Annotated in this window: 18 protein-coding genes; 10 read left to right on the forward strand and 8 right to left on the reverse strand. The window is 74.5% G+C overall.

Going from position 1 to position 15,273, the window contains the following annotated elements:
- Positions 1-79 precede the first annotated feature (79 nt).
- Together RF640_RS08075 and RF640_RS08080 are read left to right on the forward strand one after the other, a co-directional pair.
- Positions 80-619, forward strand: a complete 540-nt coding sequence (locus RF640_RS08075) for a nuclear transport factor 2 family protein (RefSeq protein ID WP_052133003.1) — start codon at positions 80-82, stop codon at positions 617-619.
- Positions 616-1,080 carry a nuclear transport factor 2 family protein gene (locus RF640_RS08080; protein ID WP_176337384.1) on the forward strand — a complete coding sequence of 155 codons (465 nt, stop codon included), beginning with the start codon at positions 616-618 and terminating at the stop codon, positions 1,078-1,080. Before RF640_RS08075 ends, RF640_RS08080 begins: the two co-directional genes overlap by 4 nt.
- Positions 1,081-1,184: 104 nt before the next feature.
- Here the strand turns inward: RF640_RS08080 and RF640_RS08085 are convergent, their stop codons facing one another.
- Positions 1,185-1,844 carry an SDR family oxidoreductase gene (locus RF640_RS08085; RefSeq protein WP_017833476.1) on the reverse strand — a complete coding sequence of 220 codons (660 nt, stop codon included), beginning with the start codon at positions 1,842-1,844 and terminating at the stop codon, positions 1,185-1,187.
- Between the two features lie 150 nt (positions 1,845-1,994).
- Here RF640_RS08085 and RF640_RS08090 point away from each other — a divergent pair, with 150 nt between their 5' ends.
- Positions 1,995-2,195 (forward strand): hypothetical protein, encoded by a 201-nt coding sequence (locus RF640_RS08090; RefSeq protein WP_368827410.1) that lies wholly within the window; start codon positions 1,995-1,997, stop codon positions 2,193-2,195.
- Between the two features lie 33 nt (positions 2,196-2,228).
- Here RF640_RS08090 and RF640_RS08095 read toward each other — a convergent pair whose 3' ends face one another.
- The 3 genes from RF640_RS08095 to RF640_RS08105 form a co-directional block, all read right to left on the reverse strand.
- Entirely contained in the window at positions 2,229-2,561 is a 333-nt protein-coding gene (locus tag RF640_RS08095) for a hypothetical protein (protein ID WP_017833474.1), read from the reverse strand.
- A complete protein-coding gene (locus RF640_RS08100) occupies positions 2,549-3,088 on the reverse strand; it encodes a DUF488 family protein (protein ID WP_017833473.1) in 540 nt (179 codons plus the stop codon). Before RF640_RS08100 ends, RF640_RS08095 begins: the two co-directional genes overlap by 13 nt.
- Positions 3,089-3,164: 76 nt before the next feature.
- Complete coding sequence (locus tag RF640_RS08105) at positions 3,165-3,665, reverse strand: pyridoxamine 5'-phosphate oxidase family protein (RefSeq protein ID WP_035928142.1); 501 nt, start codon at positions 3,663-3,665, stop codon at positions 3,165-3,167.
- 136 nt (positions 3,666-3,801) lie between these two features.
- Here RF640_RS08105 and RF640_RS08110 point away from each other — a divergent pair, with 136 nt between their 5' ends.
- Positions 3,802-4,644 carry an SDR family oxidoreductase gene (locus RF640_RS08110; protein WP_368827414.1) on the forward strand — a complete coding sequence of 281 codons (843 nt, stop codon included), beginning with the start codon at positions 3,802-3,804 and terminating at the stop codon, positions 4,642-4,644.
- Here RF640_RS08110 and RF640_RS08115 read toward each other — a convergent pair.
- From RF640_RS08115 to RF640_RS08125, 3 genes are read right to left on the reverse strand one after another with little or no spacing between them, the layout of a single operon-like run.
- Positions 4,602-5,885: a cytochrome P450 gene (locus RF640_RS08115; RefSeq protein ID WP_368827416.1), complete on the reverse strand. Its 1,284-nt coding sequence runs from the start codon at positions 5,883-5,885 to the stop codon at positions 4,602-4,604. The two genes, RF640_RS08110 and RF640_RS08115, sit on opposite strands and share 43 nt — an antisense overlap.
- A 46-nt stretch (positions 5,886-5,931) precedes the next feature.
- Positions 5,932-6,417: a hypothetical protein gene (locus tag RF640_RS08120; RefSeq protein WP_017833469.1), complete on the reverse strand. Its 486-nt coding sequence runs from the start codon at positions 6,415-6,417 to the stop codon at positions 5,932-5,934.
- 56 nt (positions 6,418-6,473) lie between these two features.
- Complete coding sequence (locus RF640_RS08125) at positions 6,474-7,442, reverse strand: hypothetical protein (protein ID WP_368827418.1); 969 nt, start codon at positions 7,440-7,442, stop codon at positions 6,474-6,476.
- Between the two features lie 290 nt (positions 7,443-7,732).
- On the opposite strand from RF640_RS08125, the gene RF640_RS08130 reads away from it, so the two are divergent.
- From RF640_RS08130 to RF640_RS08140, 3 genes are all read left to right on the forward strand, one after another.
- Positions 7,733-8,830 carry an acyltransferase family protein gene (locus RF640_RS08130; protein WP_368827420.1) on the forward strand — a complete coding sequence of 366 codons (1,098 nt, stop codon included), beginning with the start codon at positions 7,733-7,735 and terminating at the stop codon, positions 8,828-8,830.
- A 136-nt stretch (positions 8,831-8,966) separates the two neighbouring features.
- Positions 8,967-9,923, forward strand: coding sequence for an ATP-binding cassette domain-containing protein (locus RF640_RS08135; RefSeq protein WP_368827422.1), 957 nt, complete (start codon positions 8,967-8,969; stop codon positions 9,921-9,923).
- Positions 9,920-11,524 carry an ABC transporter permease gene (locus tag RF640_RS08140; protein ID WP_368827424.1) on the forward strand — a complete coding sequence of 535 codons (1,605 nt, stop codon included), beginning with the start codon at positions 9,920-9,922 and terminating at the stop codon, positions 11,522-11,524. The genes RF640_RS08135 and RF640_RS08140 overlap by 4 nt, the downstream gene beginning before the upstream one ends.
- A gap of 130 nt (positions 11,525-11,654) precedes the next feature.
- Here the strand turns inward: RF640_RS08140 and RF640_RS08145 are convergent, their stop codons facing one another.
- Positions 11,655-12,197, reverse strand: a complete 543-nt coding sequence (locus RF640_RS08145; protein ID WP_017833464.1) for a type 1 glutamine amidotransferase domain-containing protein — start codon at positions 12,195-12,197, stop codon at positions 11,655-11,657.
- Between the two features lie 250 nt (positions 12,198-12,447).
- Between RF640_RS08145 and RF640_RS08150 the strand changes: the two genes are divergently transcribed.
- The 3 genes from RF640_RS08150 to RF640_RS08160 all read left to right on the forward strand — a co-directional run bounded on the left by RF640_RS08150 (position 12,448) and on the right by RF640_RS08160 (position 15,273).
- Positions 12,448-13,311: a sulfite exporter TauE/SafE family protein gene (locus tag RF640_RS08150; RefSeq protein ID WP_368827426.1), complete on the forward strand. Its 864-nt coding sequence runs from the start codon at positions 12,448-12,450 to the stop codon at positions 13,309-13,311.
- 92 nt (positions 13,312-13,403) lie between these two features.
- Positions 13,404-13,790 (forward strand): thioredoxin, encoded by a 387-nt coding sequence (gene trxA / locus RF640_RS08155; RefSeq protein WP_368827428.1) that lies wholly within the window; start codon positions 13,404-13,406, stop codon positions 13,788-13,790.
- A 130-nt stretch (positions 13,791-13,920) separates the two neighbouring features.
- Positions 13,921-15,273: a rhodanese-like domain-containing protein gene (locus tag RF640_RS08160; protein WP_368827431.1), complete on the forward strand. Its 1,353-nt coding sequence runs from the start codon at positions 13,921-13,923 to the stop codon at positions 15,271-15,273.

The following is a 15,273-nucleotide window of genomic DNA, read 5'->3' on the forward strand; positions in this document are numbered from 1 at the left end:
CGGAACCGCTTGTCGTGCGCCGGCGCGCCGGAACGGCCCGGCCGGCCCGCGAGAAGGACGAGAGGACGAGAGCAGGACCATGGACGACACACAGGTCTCGGAGCAGACCGCGGAGAGCACGACGGAGAGCACCACCGGGGCGCTCAGCGCCCAGGACCGGATCGAGATCGCCGAGATCCTGAGCTTCTCCTCGCACCTGCTGGACAACCGCCAGTGGGACATGTTCGGGGAGGTGTTCGTGCCGGGAGTCCGCCTGAGCGCACCGCAGGGGGAGTTCGACGGCCCGGCGGGCGTGCGGCGCTTCGTCGAGTCCGTCGATCTCGCCCGCTTCCCCGCCACGCACACCCTGAACTCGATCGTGGAGGCCGTGGACGCGGACACCGCCGTGTGCTGGTCCAGGATGCTGCTGCTGACGTGGGACCGGAGGGTGGCCTGCGGCGACTACATCGACACGTTCCGCCGCACCGCCGACGGGTGGCGGATCGAGCGGCGCACCGTGGCGCCCCGCAACGACTCCGCCTCCGCGGCGCTCGCCGAGGGCGGCTACGCGCCGGCCCCGTACGCCTACGCGATGTTCGACGACGCCGTGCTCGCGGCCGCCGACCGGGCCCGCCGGTGAGCCCCGCACCGGGCGCGGGGTGGGACCGGGTGCCCGCCGCCGACGCGCTCGAGATCGGCACCGTCCTGAGCCGGTGCGCCCGGGTGGTGGACGCCCGCGCCTGGCCGGACCTGGACCGGGTGTTCACCGGGGACGCCGTCGTCGTCTCCCCGGGCGGGACCGCGCGCGGGCCCGCTGAGATCGCCGAGCGGACCCTGGCCGAGACCCGGGACCCCCACCTGGTCACCGACACGGTGCTGCGCCGGCTCGCCCCGGACCGGGTGCGGGCCTGGAGCAAGTGGCTGGTGGTGTGCGCCGACGGGACCGCGCTGGGCGGGGACCAGCTGGACCTGTTCGTGCGCACCCCGGACGGCTGGCGGATCGCCGAGCGCCGCATCGCCGCCCTGGACGCGCCCGGCCCCGGTACGACCGGGCCCGGCGCGACCGCACGCGTCCTGGGGACGGCCGACTTCCTGGCCTAGGAACCCTGCGCCGTTCCTGGTCAGGGGCCCTGCGGCGAGGGGCGGCCGCCGCGCCCGGGGTCCCGGTGCGCGGCGGCCGCCCCTCGTGCGGTGCGCTCAGGCGGTCACGGCTGCACCTCGAGCGCCTCGGTGATGAGCGTGTGGCCGTCGGAGAACTCGATGGTCTTCCCGATGGTCGAGGGGTCGTCCAGCACGGCCGCGACCACGAGCGCCACGTTGGCCCGCGAGGTCCGGTGCTCGCCGTCCCGCTCGCCCGCGGACACGTCGATCCTGCCGGTCGCCTCGTCCTCGGTGAGGGCGCCGGGGCCCACGATCGTCCAGTCGAGCGAGGAGGCGCGCAGGTGGTCGTCGGCGTCGGCCTTGGCCTGGGCGTAGGCGTGGAAGGGGTCGTCCTCGGGGACGCCGTGGTCCTGGCCGGCGCCGAAGTAGGAGACCATGACGAAGCGCTTGGCGCCGGCCATCACGGCCGCGTCCATCGCGCGGATCGCCGCGTCCCGGTCCACGGCGTAGGTGCGCTCGGGGCTGCCGCCGCCGGCGCCGGCGCTCCACACGACGGCGTCCTGGCCCTCGAGCAGGTCCGCGAGCTGGGCGACCGACAGCTGCTCCACGTCGGCCACCACGGGGGACGCGCCGGTGTTCTCGACGTCGTCCGTGTGGTCGGGGTTGCGGAAGATGCTCGTGACGTCGTTGCCGCCGGTCTTGAGCAGCTGGGCGAGGACGAGGGCGACCTTGCCGTGGCCGCCGATGATGGCTGTGCGGGACATGGATGTGCTCCTTGGGGTGGTGAGGGGACGTGGTGTTCTCCCCCGACGCTAGCCCCCTCCCGGCCGCAGGGACACGGCTCACGCGGAGGGCGAAACCGGGAATGCGCCCGGCCCCGGCGTCCGGCGCCGCGGACGCCTCGGGTAGCCTCGATGGGACCCCTGTTCCCGACCGGAGGCTGCCCCGTGCTGATCTTCCAGTTCCTGCTGACCGCGATCGCCCTCGTCCTGCTGGTCGTCGCCCTGATCGACGGCGCATGGACGCTCGCGCTCATCGCCGCCATGATGCTGATGATCGCGGTGTCCGGCGTGTTCATCGCCTACCGCCGGGAGAAGCACCTGGGCCGGCGCTGAGCGCCCCCGCTCCTCCCCCGGGCCGCTGCGGGGCTACTCGGCGGCGTCCTCGATGCCGGTCACGGCGGTGAGGATGAACACCGAGTCCTCCAGGGCCACCACGGAGTGCCGCTCCGCGGGGATCACGTGCAGGTGTCCGGCCCCGAGCACCAGGTCCTCGCTCGAGGAGACCCGGATCCGCCCGTGCAGCACCTGCAGGCTCCCGGCGTAGGGGGCGTTGTGCTCCGCGAGCACCGCCCCCTCCTTGAGGGCCAGGAGGGTCTGGCGCAGCACCTTCTGGTGCAGGAGCTGCTCGGCGCTGCGCCCGTGCGGGGCGTGGCGTGCCTCGTTCAGGTGCTGCAGGGCGATCTCGTTCAGGTGCTGCATGGTTCTCCTCCTGGGTAGGTGATCCGGTCTCCGTCGACCACGGCGAAGTCCCGCAGCGTCGCGGGGGTCAGCTTGCCGGGGCCCATGATGTGCTGCACGTCGTGCCCGCGCACCAGCAGGGCCTCGGCCACGAGCGAGCGGTGGCAGCGCCACCAGACGGCCTCCGCGCACATGATCGCGACCACGCGGTCCTCGGCCAGGCGCTCGAGCCCGGCCAGCGCGGCCCGGAACTCGTCGGTCAGCATGTGGTCGGCGTAGCCGCGGAAGGACTCGTTGCGCCAGGCGGTGTTGACCGAGTCCTTCGAGGTGGGGCGCAGCCCGCCAAGGCCCTTGCAGTAGCTGTGCCCGATGCCGGCCTCCGCGAGCGTGCCCGGCAGCGCGTCGAGGTCGAACTGCGGGTTCTTCCGCGAGCGCGGCACCGTGCGGATGTCGACGAGCTGCTGCACCCCGGACTCCCGCAGCAGCGCCACGAACTCCTCGGCGGAGCGGGTGGAGTGGCCCACGGTGTAGACGGTGTGCGCGGTCATGTCCCCACCCTACTGACCGGGCACGGAGGCCTCCCCGTCCCGACACGGCCCGCTCCGCGGGAGCCGGCCCGGGCCGTCACGACCCGCCGGAGCCGGCCTCGGTCCAGCGGGCGGACCCGCCCGGGGTCCGGCGGCCGACGGCCGCCCGGGAGTTCCACGCCTCGTGGTCGGCCATGGTGAAGCGCCGGCCTGTCACGGCGGTCGGGACGATGCGGACGAACTGGTCCTTCATCCCCTCCTGCCACGGGAACAGGGGCAGCTGCAGGGCCTCCATCAGGGCGTGGCCCGGCCGGACGCTCTCGGCGCCGCCCTTCACGATCACGCTCCACGCCGTGGCGGTCGCCGGGTCGTGCCCGTCGATCTCGAGGGCCACCGCCAGGCCCTCGAGCGCGCCGCTGACCTTCGTGCCCAGGCCCGAGCGGAACACGATCGTCCCGCGGTCGACCACGTAGTTGATCGGGAAGATCTCCGGCGCCCCGTCCACCACGACGGCCAGCCGGGCGACGCCGTCCGCCCGCAGCCGGTCCCAGCAGTCCTCGGGGGCGAGCTCCTCCACGTCCTTGCGGTACCACTCCACCGTCGACCCCTTCCGTGCTCCTCGGCCGCCCGGGGGTGCCCGGCCGCCACCTCCAACCTACGGTGCCGCCGCCGCCGGGGGAACAGGACCGGCCCGCGCTGCGGCGCCCGGTCCGGGACGTGGGAGAATCGGGGCCATGAGCGTGGTGATCGCGGGATGCGGAGACCTGGGCACGGAGATCGGGCTGCGGCTGGCCGGGCAGGGGCACGAGGTGCTGGGCCTGCGCCGCCGTGCGGAGCTGCTGCCGCCGCCCCTGACCGGGATCGCGGTGGACCTGAGCACCGAGGTGCCCGAGCTGCCGGGCGACGTCGAGCTGCTGGTCGTGGCCACCGCCGCGGACGGGCGGACGCCGGAGGCCTACCGGGCGGCCTACGTCGACGGCCTTCACCACCTGTTCGACGGGCTGCGCGCCGCCGGGGCCCTGCCCCGGCGCGCCCTGTTGGTCTCCTCGACCGCCGTGTGCGGGGACGCCGACGGCGGGGAGGTCACCGAGGACACCCCGCCGGACCCCTCGACCCCGACCGCGCGCATCCTGCTGGAGGCCGAGGAGCTGTTCCACGAGCAGTTCCCGCACGGCACGGTCCTGCGGCTGTCCGGGATCTACGGGCCGGGCCGGACGCGGCTGATCGACAAGGTGCGCTCCGGGGACGGTGCCGCCGGGGCGGCCTGGACCAACCGCATCCACCGCGACGACGCGGCGGCGGCGGCCGTGCACCTGCTGACCATGGATGCGCAGCCGCTCACGCTGTACCTGGGCACGGACGACGAGCCCGTGCCCGAGCTCGAGGTCCTCGAGTTCCTGGCGCAGGAGCTCGGCGTCCCCCGGCCCGAGGACGTCCCGGAGGCGGACGCGCCGCACCGGGGCTCGAAGCGGCTGTCCAACCGGCGGCTGCGGGAGTCCGGCGTCGAGCTGCGCCACCCCACGTACCGAGAGGGCTACCGGGCGGTGCTCGCCGGGGAGGGCGTGCGCCACCCCTGACCGGCGCCGACCCGCAGGACGACGTCGCGCATCTCGTAGGCGGCGATCAGCTCGACCCACGAGACCCGCGGCGGGTGCGCGAACTCCAGGGGCAGCCGCAGCAGGCGCTGCAGGAAGACGTCGGTCTCCTGGATCGCGAGGAACCCGCCCGGGCACCGGTGGGCGCCGTCCCCGAAGGACATCGCCTCGGGCCGGATCCCGCGCGGCCGGGACCGTTCCGGGCACAGCTGCCGGGCGTCCTCCCCCAGGGCCTGCTCGTCGGTGTTCGCCTGGCGGACGTAGAGGTCGAGCAGCGCCCCGACGGGCACCTCGTGGCGCTCGTCCCCGTCCTCCAGGACCAGCTCCCGCGTGGTCCGGCGGTAGAGGTGGCCCACCACCGGTTCCAGGCGCAGGATCTCGTGCAGGATCCCGTGCCGGGCCGGCTCGTCGGCCGCGAGGTACTCCTCCCGCAGCCGGTCGTCCTCCAGCAGGTGCCAGGCGGCCACCGCGATGAACTCGCGGGTGGTGGCCATGCCGGCGGCCGCGTAGGTGAGGCACTCCACGAGGATCTCCCGGTCCGTGTAGTCCTCCGCGAGCAGGTGGGACACGACGTCCTCCTGCGGCTGCCGGCGCCGGGCCCGGATGGCCGGGCGCACGTCCCGGAGCTGGAAGGCGGTCATCGCCCACATCGGCCGCAGGGCCCCAGCGACGGCGCTCAGCCGAGCGGGGAGCCGGCGCCGTCGGGAACCGGCGGAGCCGGTCACGGGGCCGCTGAAGAAGCGCTCCAGGCGCCGGGACATCCCGTCGATGTCCGAGTTCGTCAGCCCCACCACCTGGGCGGCGACCTCGACGGAGTAGCGCAGCGTGATCGCGGACAGCTCGGCCCCGCCGTCCTGCCGGATCCGCTCGACCAGCTCGTCGGCGCGCTCCTCCATCAGGGCCCGGTAGCGGCGGCTCACCGCGGCCGGGGTGAAGAACCTCGCGGTGGCGGTGCGCTGGCGCCGGTGCTCCGGACCGTCCGCGTAGAGCACGGGCGGGTGGTCGCCGGTCAGGCCCTGCCGGGCGGTCTCCGCGCTGAAGCCGGCCTGGACCGTGCCGTCGGCCTCCCGCAGCACCTGGCGGACCATCGGCAGGGAGCGGACGTGCCAGACGCCGTCGAGCACCTCCACCCGCGGCACGCTGCGCTCGCCGGGCGGGGCGGTCCGGCGCCGGTCGCCGTGCGGGACGGGGCAGCGGGTCTCGGGGCGGGCGTCGTCGCTCATGGGCTCATGCTAGTCCCGGGGTCGGACCGGTCCGGCGTGGACCGTCTCAGTTCCGCTCCGCCTGGTCGTTCTCGATCTGCGCGGTGGCGGGCAGCACCTGGGAGGACGAGGGCCCGTCCAGCACGACCAGCAGCACGCGCAGGTCGGCCCCGGAGAGGTAGGCGCCCACCAGGCGGTGGTTGGAGTCGAGTACCACGAGGAAGCCCTCGGTCCGGTACGCCGGGACGGTGAGCTGGACCGGCCCCGACTCCTCCGCGAACTCCTGGCGCATGTGGTCGATCTTGCCCTGCCGGTCCTCCGGCCACTGCTTCGCGGCCGCCTCGGCGAGGGTCAGCGGCCGGTGCTGCGGGTGCGACCACTCGCCCGGGTTGCCCTCGGGGTCCACGTGCCACACCGTGTAGAGGTCGGCGAGCTCCTCCCGGGACGAGATCACGAGGTCCTCGATCCGGGAGTTCTCGTCGTCCACCGCACCCCAGTCGAGCCAGGCCCGGATGTCGTCGCCGAACAGGGTCTTGAAGTCCGAAACGTCCATGCCGTCATCTCAGCAGACTTGTGCGCTCACCGCCACAGTGACGCCGGGCCGGACGCTCAGGAGCCCTCGGAGCTCCCCCGGGCCGGGCGCGCCGCCCCCTCGGGCCGGACGTTGAACGCCGAGGCGGAGCGGTCGGCGGGCTCGGTCGGGAACACCGTGTGCCCCTCCGCCCACTTGTGCCGCGCGTAGGAGTGCAGCCGGTCCGCGAACGGCCCGTCCCGCCACTCCAGGTAGGGCATGTCCTGGCTCGCGTCGAGCAGGAAGTAGCTGCTGAACGCCCGGAGCACCTGCGGCGCGCCCGGGTCCGCCGCCGGCTCCTCCGCCGCGTCGGGATCCCCGAGCACCAGGAAGATCGGGGCTCCGGGCAGGCCGTCGTAGACCCGCACCTCCAGGCGTTCGGCCACCACGGGGTCGAGCTCGCCGAGGGCCCGGAGCTGGTGGACCAGCGTGTCGAAGCTGCGCCGCAGGTCCATGGGCGAGAGACCGTAGTGGTGGCGGATCTCGCCGAGCCGGGACGCGAGCGCGGGCGACTTCGGGTCGAGGACCAGGAGCCGGACGCGGACCCCGGCGTCGAGCGCCTTGTGGATCGCGTCCAGGTCGCCGGCCAGGGTCAGCGGGAAGGTGTCCATCCACCACAGCTCCTGGCCGGGGCGCACGCCCCGGAGCACGTCGACCGCGTCGAGCTCCTCGCGGACCCCCACGAGGCCGAGCCGGTCGTCGCGGGCCGCCGTCGGCGCGGGGACCGGGGGACGCTGCGCCTCGACGGGCCCGGAGCCGTGCCAGCGCGCCAGCCCGGCGTCCAGGAGCAGCCCCACACCGCCCACGGTGAGCAGGACGGCCCCGGCGTCGAGGAGCACCTCCGACCACGCCCGTCCGGCCACCAGGGCGACGACGACGAGCGCCGCGCCGAGGCCGGCCAGCACGACCGGCGCCGTGACCGGGCGCCGCTCCGGCACGGAGCGCGCGGCGGCGCGCCACCCGTCGCCCCCGGCCCGGTCCTGGGTGGCACTGCGGATCTCCAGCACGGGACTCCCCCTCCTCGAGCGGCTCTGCTCCCACCCTGGCACGGCTCCTGACCTGGGCGTTAGCACCCCGGGCACCGGGGCTTTTTGTGACAGCCGGTGCGCCGCGCCCGTCCGGCGCTCCGTCCCCACTTCTGCGGCACCGCACCCCACCATGCGTTTGCATACCTAAACTCGGAGTCGGGCGGGTGGGGGCACGGCGTCACGACCGCTTCCCCGCCCCGGGGACCGCCCCCACGCCCAGCAGCTGACCGCACCGGCCGCGCTGCCCCCTCCTGCGGAAGGCACCTCTCTTGGCCACGACACTCCGGGACCGCCTCGGCGACCGTCACAACCGCCTCAACGCCCTCCGCCTGGGTCTGGCTTCCCTGGTGATCGTCGGGCACACCTGGCCGCTGACCGGCGCGGACGGCCCGAGCCTCGAGGTCCTGTCCGACGTGGCCGTCAACGGCTTCTTCGTGCTCAGCGGCTACCTCATCGCGGAGAGCAGGGTGCGGACCACGCTGGTGCCCTACCTCTGGCGGCGGTTCCTGCGCATCTACCCGGCCTTCCTGGTGAGCCTGCTCGTGGTGGCCGCCGTCTTCGCGCCGCTCGGGGCCGCGCTCGAGGGCACGTCGCTCGACGTGGCCTCCGCCGCCGGCTTCGTGCTGAACAACGCCGACCTGAGGATCTCGCAGTGGGGCATCGACGGGACCCTGGTCCGGGTCCCGGCCCCGGACTCCTGGAACGGCTCGCTCTGGACGCTGTTCCACGAGGCCCTCGCCTACCTGCTGATCGGGCTCGTCCTCAGCCTCGCCGTCGCGGCGCGGCACGCCCGGTGGGTGCTGCCGGGGCTGTTCCTCGTCGTGCTCGTCCTGCGCCCCCTGGTCGAGGGCCCGCTGGAGGTCACGAGCCACCTCTGGCTCAACGGCGCCCGGCTGGTGGGCTACTTCCTGGCGGGCGCGGCGGTCTGGGCCTGGGCGGGGACGTGGCGGCCCACCTGGGTGCACGTCGCGGGGGCGGGCGTCGTCTACGCCGTGCTCACGGACCAGGGCTGGGCGGACCTGTACGGGCAGCTGCCGCTCGCCGTGCTGCTCCTCGGCCTCGGCGCCGCCCCGTCCCGGAACTGGACCACCCGCACCGACCTCTCCTACGGCGTCTACATCTACGCGTACCCGGTGCAGCAGCTCCTCGTGCTGCTCGGCACGGCGTCGTGGGGCGTCGCCGTCAACTCCCTGCTCGTCGTCCTGCTGACGCTGCCCCTGGCGCTGCTGTCGTGGACGCTCGTCGAGAAGCCCGCCCTGCGGGCCAAGGCGTGGCTCGACCCCCGCGACCGGCCCGACCGGCGGGTCCCCTCCGCCGGCGCGCAGAACCCCTCGCCCGCGGCCGTGGAGGGACGCCGTCCGGAGTGACCGCGCCGGCTCCCGCCCCCGCCGCCCGGCCGGCGCGCCCGGGACCCCCGGGCCTCCTTGTCCGGCACCGGGGCGGTGCCTACCGTGAGGAGCAGGCGGGCGCGACGCCGCCGGCCCCGACCCGTCAGGAGCACCCATGGACACCCCGGTGATCGAGGCCCGCGGGCTCGTCAAGACCTTCGGCCCCACCGCGGCCCTGGACGGCTTCGACCTCACCGTGGCGCCGGGGCAGGTCGCGGGCTTCCTCGGTCCCAACGGCTCGGGGAAGTCCACGGCGATCCGGGTGCTGCTGGGCCTGCTCCGGGCGGACGCGGGCACGGCCACCGTCCTCGGCCTGGACGCCTGGCGGGACGCCGTGCAGATCCACCGCCGCACCGCCTACGTCCCCGGGGACACGAACCTGTGGCCCAACCTGACCGGGGGCGAGATCGTGGACCTGCTCACCGGCATCCGCGGCGGACGGCGGCGGCGCCGCCGCCGCGACGAGCTCGTCGAGCGCTTCGAGCTCGACCCCACGAAGAAGGCCCGCAGCTACTCCAAGGGCAACCGGCAGAAGGTGGCCCTGGTCGCCGCCCTGAGCGCCGAGGCGGAGCTGTACGTCCTGGACGAGCCGACCTCCGGGCTGGACCCCCTCATGGAGGCCGTGTTCACGGACGAGGTGCGCCGGCTGAGCGGGCAGGGCAGCACGGTCCTGCTCTCGAGCCACATCCTGGCGGAGGTCGAGAAGCTGTGCGACACCGTGACCATCATCCGCGCCGGACGGGACGTGGAGAGCGGCACCCTCGCCCAGCTGCGCCACCTGACCCGCTCCGCCGTCACGGCCACGACCTCCGCCGGCCCCGGCCGCCTGGGTGGGCTGCCGGGCGTGCACCACCTCGTGCACGAGGACGGGAGGCTGAGCTTCGACGTCGACGACGCCCGGGTCCCCGAGGTGCTCCGGGCGCTCGCGGACCTGGGCGTGCAGAACCTGACCGTCACCCCGCCCTCGCTCGAGGAGCTCTTCCTGCGCCACTACGGCGACCGCCCGGCCGAGCCCGCCGCCCCGGGCGGGACCGGGCGCGGCGCCGGCCGGGACGTGCGGGCGCCCCGATGAGGACCGCCGAGCCGTGGGCCGCGACCGGCCGGCTGTTCCGGCTCAACCTGCGCCTGGACCGGGTCCGGATCCTCGTGTGGGTGCTCGCGCTCACCGGCACCGTGTCCGCGACGGTGCTCGCCCTCGAGGAGACGTTCCCGGACGGCGAGGCCCGCCAGGCCCGGGCGGCCCTGCTGGACAACCCGTCCGCCGTGATGATGACCGGCCCGGCCTTCGGCGCGGACGACTACACGCTGGGCGCCATGACGGTCAACGAGCTGAGCCTGTCGGTGCTCGTGGCGACGGCGATCATGAGCATCCTGCTCGCGAGCCGGCACGTGCGGGCCGAGGAGGAGTCCGGGCGGCTCGAGGTCGTCCGTGCGCTGCCGGTGGGCCGCTTCGCCCCGGCGGCGGCCGCCCTGGGTGCGGTCGCCGTGGCGGACGCGGCGGTCGGCGCCGGGATCACCGCCGGGCTCTTCGCGGCGGGCCTGGGCGGGGTCGACGCCGTGGCGTGGGGCGTGGCCACGGCGCTCACCGGCCTGGTCTTCGGGGCCGTGGCGGCCGTGACCGCCCAGCTCACCGAGCACGCACGGGCCGCCTCCGGCACGGCGATGGCCGTGCTCGGCGCGGCCTTCCTGGTGCGCGGGATCGGGGACGTCGTCGAGCCCACCGGCTCGTGGCTGTCCTGGTTCTCGCCGATCGCCTGGGCCCAGCAGACCCGGCTCTACGTGGACCTGCGCTGGTGGCCGCTGGCGCTCTCGGCGGCACTCACGGCGGCGCTGCTGGTGGCGGCCGTGCTGCTGGCCCAGCGGCGGGACCTGGGCGCCGGGCTGCGGCCGGCACGCCCCGGGCCCGCGGCGGCCGGGGCGGGCCTGCTCTCCGCGACCGGGCTGGCGCGACGGCTGCTGCGCGGCACGTTCCTGGGGTGGACCGCCGGGCTCGTCCTCTTCGGTTTGGCCTTCGGCTCGCTGGCCGACTCGCTGGAGGACAGCATCGCGGACATCCCGTCGATCACCGACTGGCTCGTGATGGACCTCGACGCCCTCACCGAGTCCTTCGCCGCCGCGACGCTGTCCTACCTCGCGCTCGGGGTGGTCGCGTTCGCCGTCTCGGGCGTGCTGCGCCTGCGCTCCGAGGAGGAGTCCGGCCGCACGGCCCTGCTCCTCTCGACGGGCCTCGACCGGGTGCGCTGGGTGCTCGGCTGGCTCGCCGTGGTCGTGGTGGAGGCCCTCCTGGCCCTGCTGCTGGCCGGGGCCGCGCTGGGCGCCGGGGTCACCGCCACCACCGGGGACCTGCGCTGGACCGGCGAGCTCGCCCTGGCGGCCCTGGCCTACGCCCCGGCCGTGCTCGTGGTGGCGGGGGTCGCCGCCGCCCTGGTGGGACTCGTCCCGCGGTTCGCCGCGCTGAGCTGGGCCGTGGTCGCGTACGTGGTCTTCGTCTCGTGGTTCGGCCTGCTGCTCGACCTGCCGGAGGCGGCGATGAACCTCTCCCCCGTGCAGCTGACGCCGCTCGTGCCCTCCGAGGACTGGGAGGCCGCTCCGCTGCTGGGTCTCGCCGCGCTGGCGCTCGCCCTCCTGGCCGCGGCCGCCGCCGGGTTCCGCCGCCGGGACCTCGTGGCCTGAGCCGCGGGGCCGGCACCGACGCGGGGGCGCTCCCGGACGGCCGTCGCCTCCGACGGTCGTCCGGGAGCGCCCCCGCGGTACCCGCGGAACCGGGCGGTTCCGCGGCGGGCCGGTCGCCCGGCGGCGCTGATCAACCGGCGAAGAGCGTGAGAGCCTCCCGGTTGAAGGCCTCGAGGTCACCGGGGTTGCGGGAGGTGACGAGGCGTCCGTCGACGACGACCTCCTCGTCCACCCAGTCCGCCCCGGCGTTCTTCAGGTCCGTTGCCAGGGAGGTGTAGGACGTGAGCCGCTTGCCCTGCGCGAGCCCGGCCTCGATGAGGATCCACGGGGCGTGGCAGATGGCCGCGATCGGCTTGCCCGCGGCGTCGAACTCCTTGACCAGGCGCAGGGCGTCCTGGTCCGTGCGCACGGTGTCCGCGTTGAGGGTGCCCCCGGGCAGGACCAGCGCGTCGAAGTCCTCGGCCTTCGCCGCGGCGAGGGTGCCGTCGACGTCGTAGCTGCCGGCGCGGTCCCAGTCCCCCTGCATCGCCGTGATGGTGCCCTCCTCCGGGGACAGGAGCACGGGGGTGCCGCCGGCCTCCTGGACGGCCTTCCACGGCTCGGTGAGCTCGGGCTCCTCGACGCCGTTCGTGGCGATGAACGCGATCTTCTTGCCGGTGATGTCGGTGGTCATGACGTGTCTCCTCGGTCGGGGGATCTGGCGGTCAGGACTCCACTGTTGGCACGCGGGGCCCGGAAAGGGAAGTGCGGGACGGCCGGGTTCTCGCTGGGCGATACCGGCGCCCGGACTCGATACCCCCGGGGGTAGTTGAATACCCCGGGGGGTATCTGCCATACTCGGAACGAACGCCGGGCGGAGCGCCCGGCACCCCTCCACGGCCTGACCACCCGCCCCGGCCGGCGGGAAGCAAAGGACACGAACCATGACCGTCACCCTCGTACTGACCCTCCTGCTGTCGGTGCTGATCGGGCTCTCGCTCGGTCTGCTCGGCGGCGGCGGATCCGTCCTCACCGTCCCGATCCTCACCTACGTCGCCGGGCTGGACCCCAAGGAGGCCATCGCGGCCTCCCTGTTCGTCGTCGGGGTGACCTCGGCCGTCAGCGCCGTCAACCACGCCCGCAACCGGCGCGTGAAGTGGCGCACCGGGCTCGTCTTCGGCGCGGCCGGCATGGCCGGGGCCTTCCTGGGCGGCCTGGCCGGGGGCTACATCCCCGGCACCGTGCTGATGGTCGCCTTCGCCCTGATGATGGTCGCGACCTCCCTGGCCATGATCCGCGGCCGCAAGAACAGCACCGCCAAGGCCCACGACGGTGAGCTGCCCGTCGGCAAGGTCGTCGCCGAGGGCCTGGTCGTGGGTCTGGTCACCGGCCTGGTCGGGGCCGGCGGCGGGTTCCTCGTCGTCCCGGCCCTGGCCCTGCTGGGCGGGCTGTCCATGCCCGTGGCCGTGGGCACCTCCCTGGTGGTCATCGCCATGAAGTCCTTCGCCGGGCTCGCCGGCTACCTCACCACGGTCTCCCTGGACTGGGCCCTGGTGGGCGCGGTGACCGTCGCCGCGGTCGCCGGCTCGTTCGCCGGGGCGCGGCTGGCCGGGCGCATCCCCGAGGCCGCACTGCGCAAGGGCTTCGGCATCTTCGTCCTGGTCATGGGCGTCTTCGTCCTGGTCCAGGAGCTGCCCGGCGCGGCCGGGATCGCCGTCGGGATCACTGCCGCTGTCGCGGCCCTGGCCGCCACGGTCTGCTGGTTCGCGGTCCCGAGGTGCCCGCTGCGCACGCCCCTCACGGCCTGACCCTCGCCCCCTTCTTCCCACCGTTTCCGCACACCGTCCGCTACGACCGATTCCGAGATCACCGACCGAGAACCCCGACCAAGGAGGTCCCCATGGCCACCATCGACATCACCGAAGCCGACTTCGCCCCCACCATCGAGTCCAACGACATCGTCCTCGTGGACTTCTGGGCGAGCTGGTGCGGCCCCTGCCGCATGTTCGCCCCGACCTACGAGGCCGCCTCCGGGAAGCACCCGGACGTCGTCTTCGCCAAGGTCGACACCGAGGCCGAGCAGCGGCTCTCCGCCGCCGCCGGCATCAGCTCCATCCCCACCCTGATGGCCTTCCGCGAGGGCGTGCTCGTGTTCTCCCAGCCCGGCGCCCTGCCCGCCGCCGGGCTCGAGCAGGTCATCACCGCGGTCAAGGGCCTCGACATGGCCGAGGTCCACGCCGAGCTCGCCCGGCAGCGGGCCGGGCAGGAGGCCGGGCAGCAGGCCTGAGCCGCGGCGCGGGTCCCCGGCACGTCGCTTCCGCCGTGGCCCCGCCCCTGGAACACTCCCGTAACAACCCGCCGATACCGTCACCACGCCCCACGGCGCGCCGCGGGGCACCACCAAGGAGGAACGCACCATGGACGTCACCCTCATCGACACCCCCCAGCTCGGGGACCGCAGCTACCTCGTGCACGACGGGCAGGTGGCGCTGGTCATCGACGCCCAGCGCGACATCGACCGCCTCGAGGCCGCCGTGGAGCAGGCCGGGGTGAAGGTCACCCACGTGGCCGAGACGCACATCCACAACGACTACCTGACCGGCGGCTGCCTCTACGCCCGGAAGCACGGCGCGGCCTACCTCGTCAACGCCGCCGACGACGTCTCCTTCGAGCGCACCCCGATCGCCGACGGGGAGACCGTCCGGGTCGGCGAGCTCACCGTCAAGGCCGTGGCCACCCCCGGCCACACCCACCACCACCTGTCCTTCGTGGTGGAGCACGGCGAGGAGCAGGCCGTGTTCTCCGGCGGCAGCGTCCTCTACGGCTCCGTGGGCCGCACCGACCTGCTGGGCCGCGAGCACATGGTGGGCCTGACCCACGACCAGTACGCCTCCGCCCGCCGCCTCGCGGCCGAGGCGCAGGAGAAGGCCGCCCTGTACCCGACGCACGGCTTCGGCTCCTTCTGCTCCTCCGGCCCCGCCACCGGCGCGGACGAGTCCACACTGGGCGAGCAGTTCGAGACCAACCACGTGTACACCGATCCGGACGAGGAGCACTTCGTCGCCGAGCTCATCAGCAACCTCACGGCGTACCCGAACTACTACGTGCACATGGGCCCGGCCAACGCCGCCGGCCCCACCGAGCCGGACCTGTCCGCCCCCGACTCCCTGGACCCCGAGGAGCTGCGGGCCCGTCTCGAGGCCGGCGAGTGGGTGGTGGACCTGCGCCACCGGGTGGCCTACTCCGCCGAGCACCTGAAGGGGACCATCAGCTTCGAGTACGGCGACGGCTCCAGCTTCACCGCGTTCCTGGGCTGGATCTTCCCCTACGACCGGCAGCTGACCCTCGTCGGCTCCCGCGAGGACGTCGAGAACGCGATCCGCGACCTGTCCCGCATCGGCATCGACTCCCCCGACGCGGCGCTGGGCGAGGACCCGGCGCGGCTCGCGCCCGGGGCGGCGCTCTCCTCCTACCCGCGCGTCGACTGGAAGGGCATGCTCGAAGGGCGGCCCGAGGACGAGACCGTCCTGGACGTCCGCCGGGTGGACGAGTACGAGGAGTCGCACCTCCCGGGCGCGGTCAACATCCCGCTGCACGAGCTGCTGCCCCGGATGGACGAGGTGCCCGCGGGCCGGCTGTGGGTGCACTGCGGCTCCGGCTACCGCTCGGGCGTGGCCGCCAGCCTGCTCGAGCGCGCGGGCAAGGACCCGGTGCACATCGACGCCCTGTTCGCCGAGGCCGAGGCGGCCGGCGTGCCGCTCGAGAACTGA

It is taken from the genome of Kocuria sp. CPCC 205231 (assembly GCF_040980965.1).
Lineage (GTDB): Bacteria > Actinomycetota > Actinomycetes > Actinomycetales > Micrococcaceae > Kocuria > Kocuria rosea.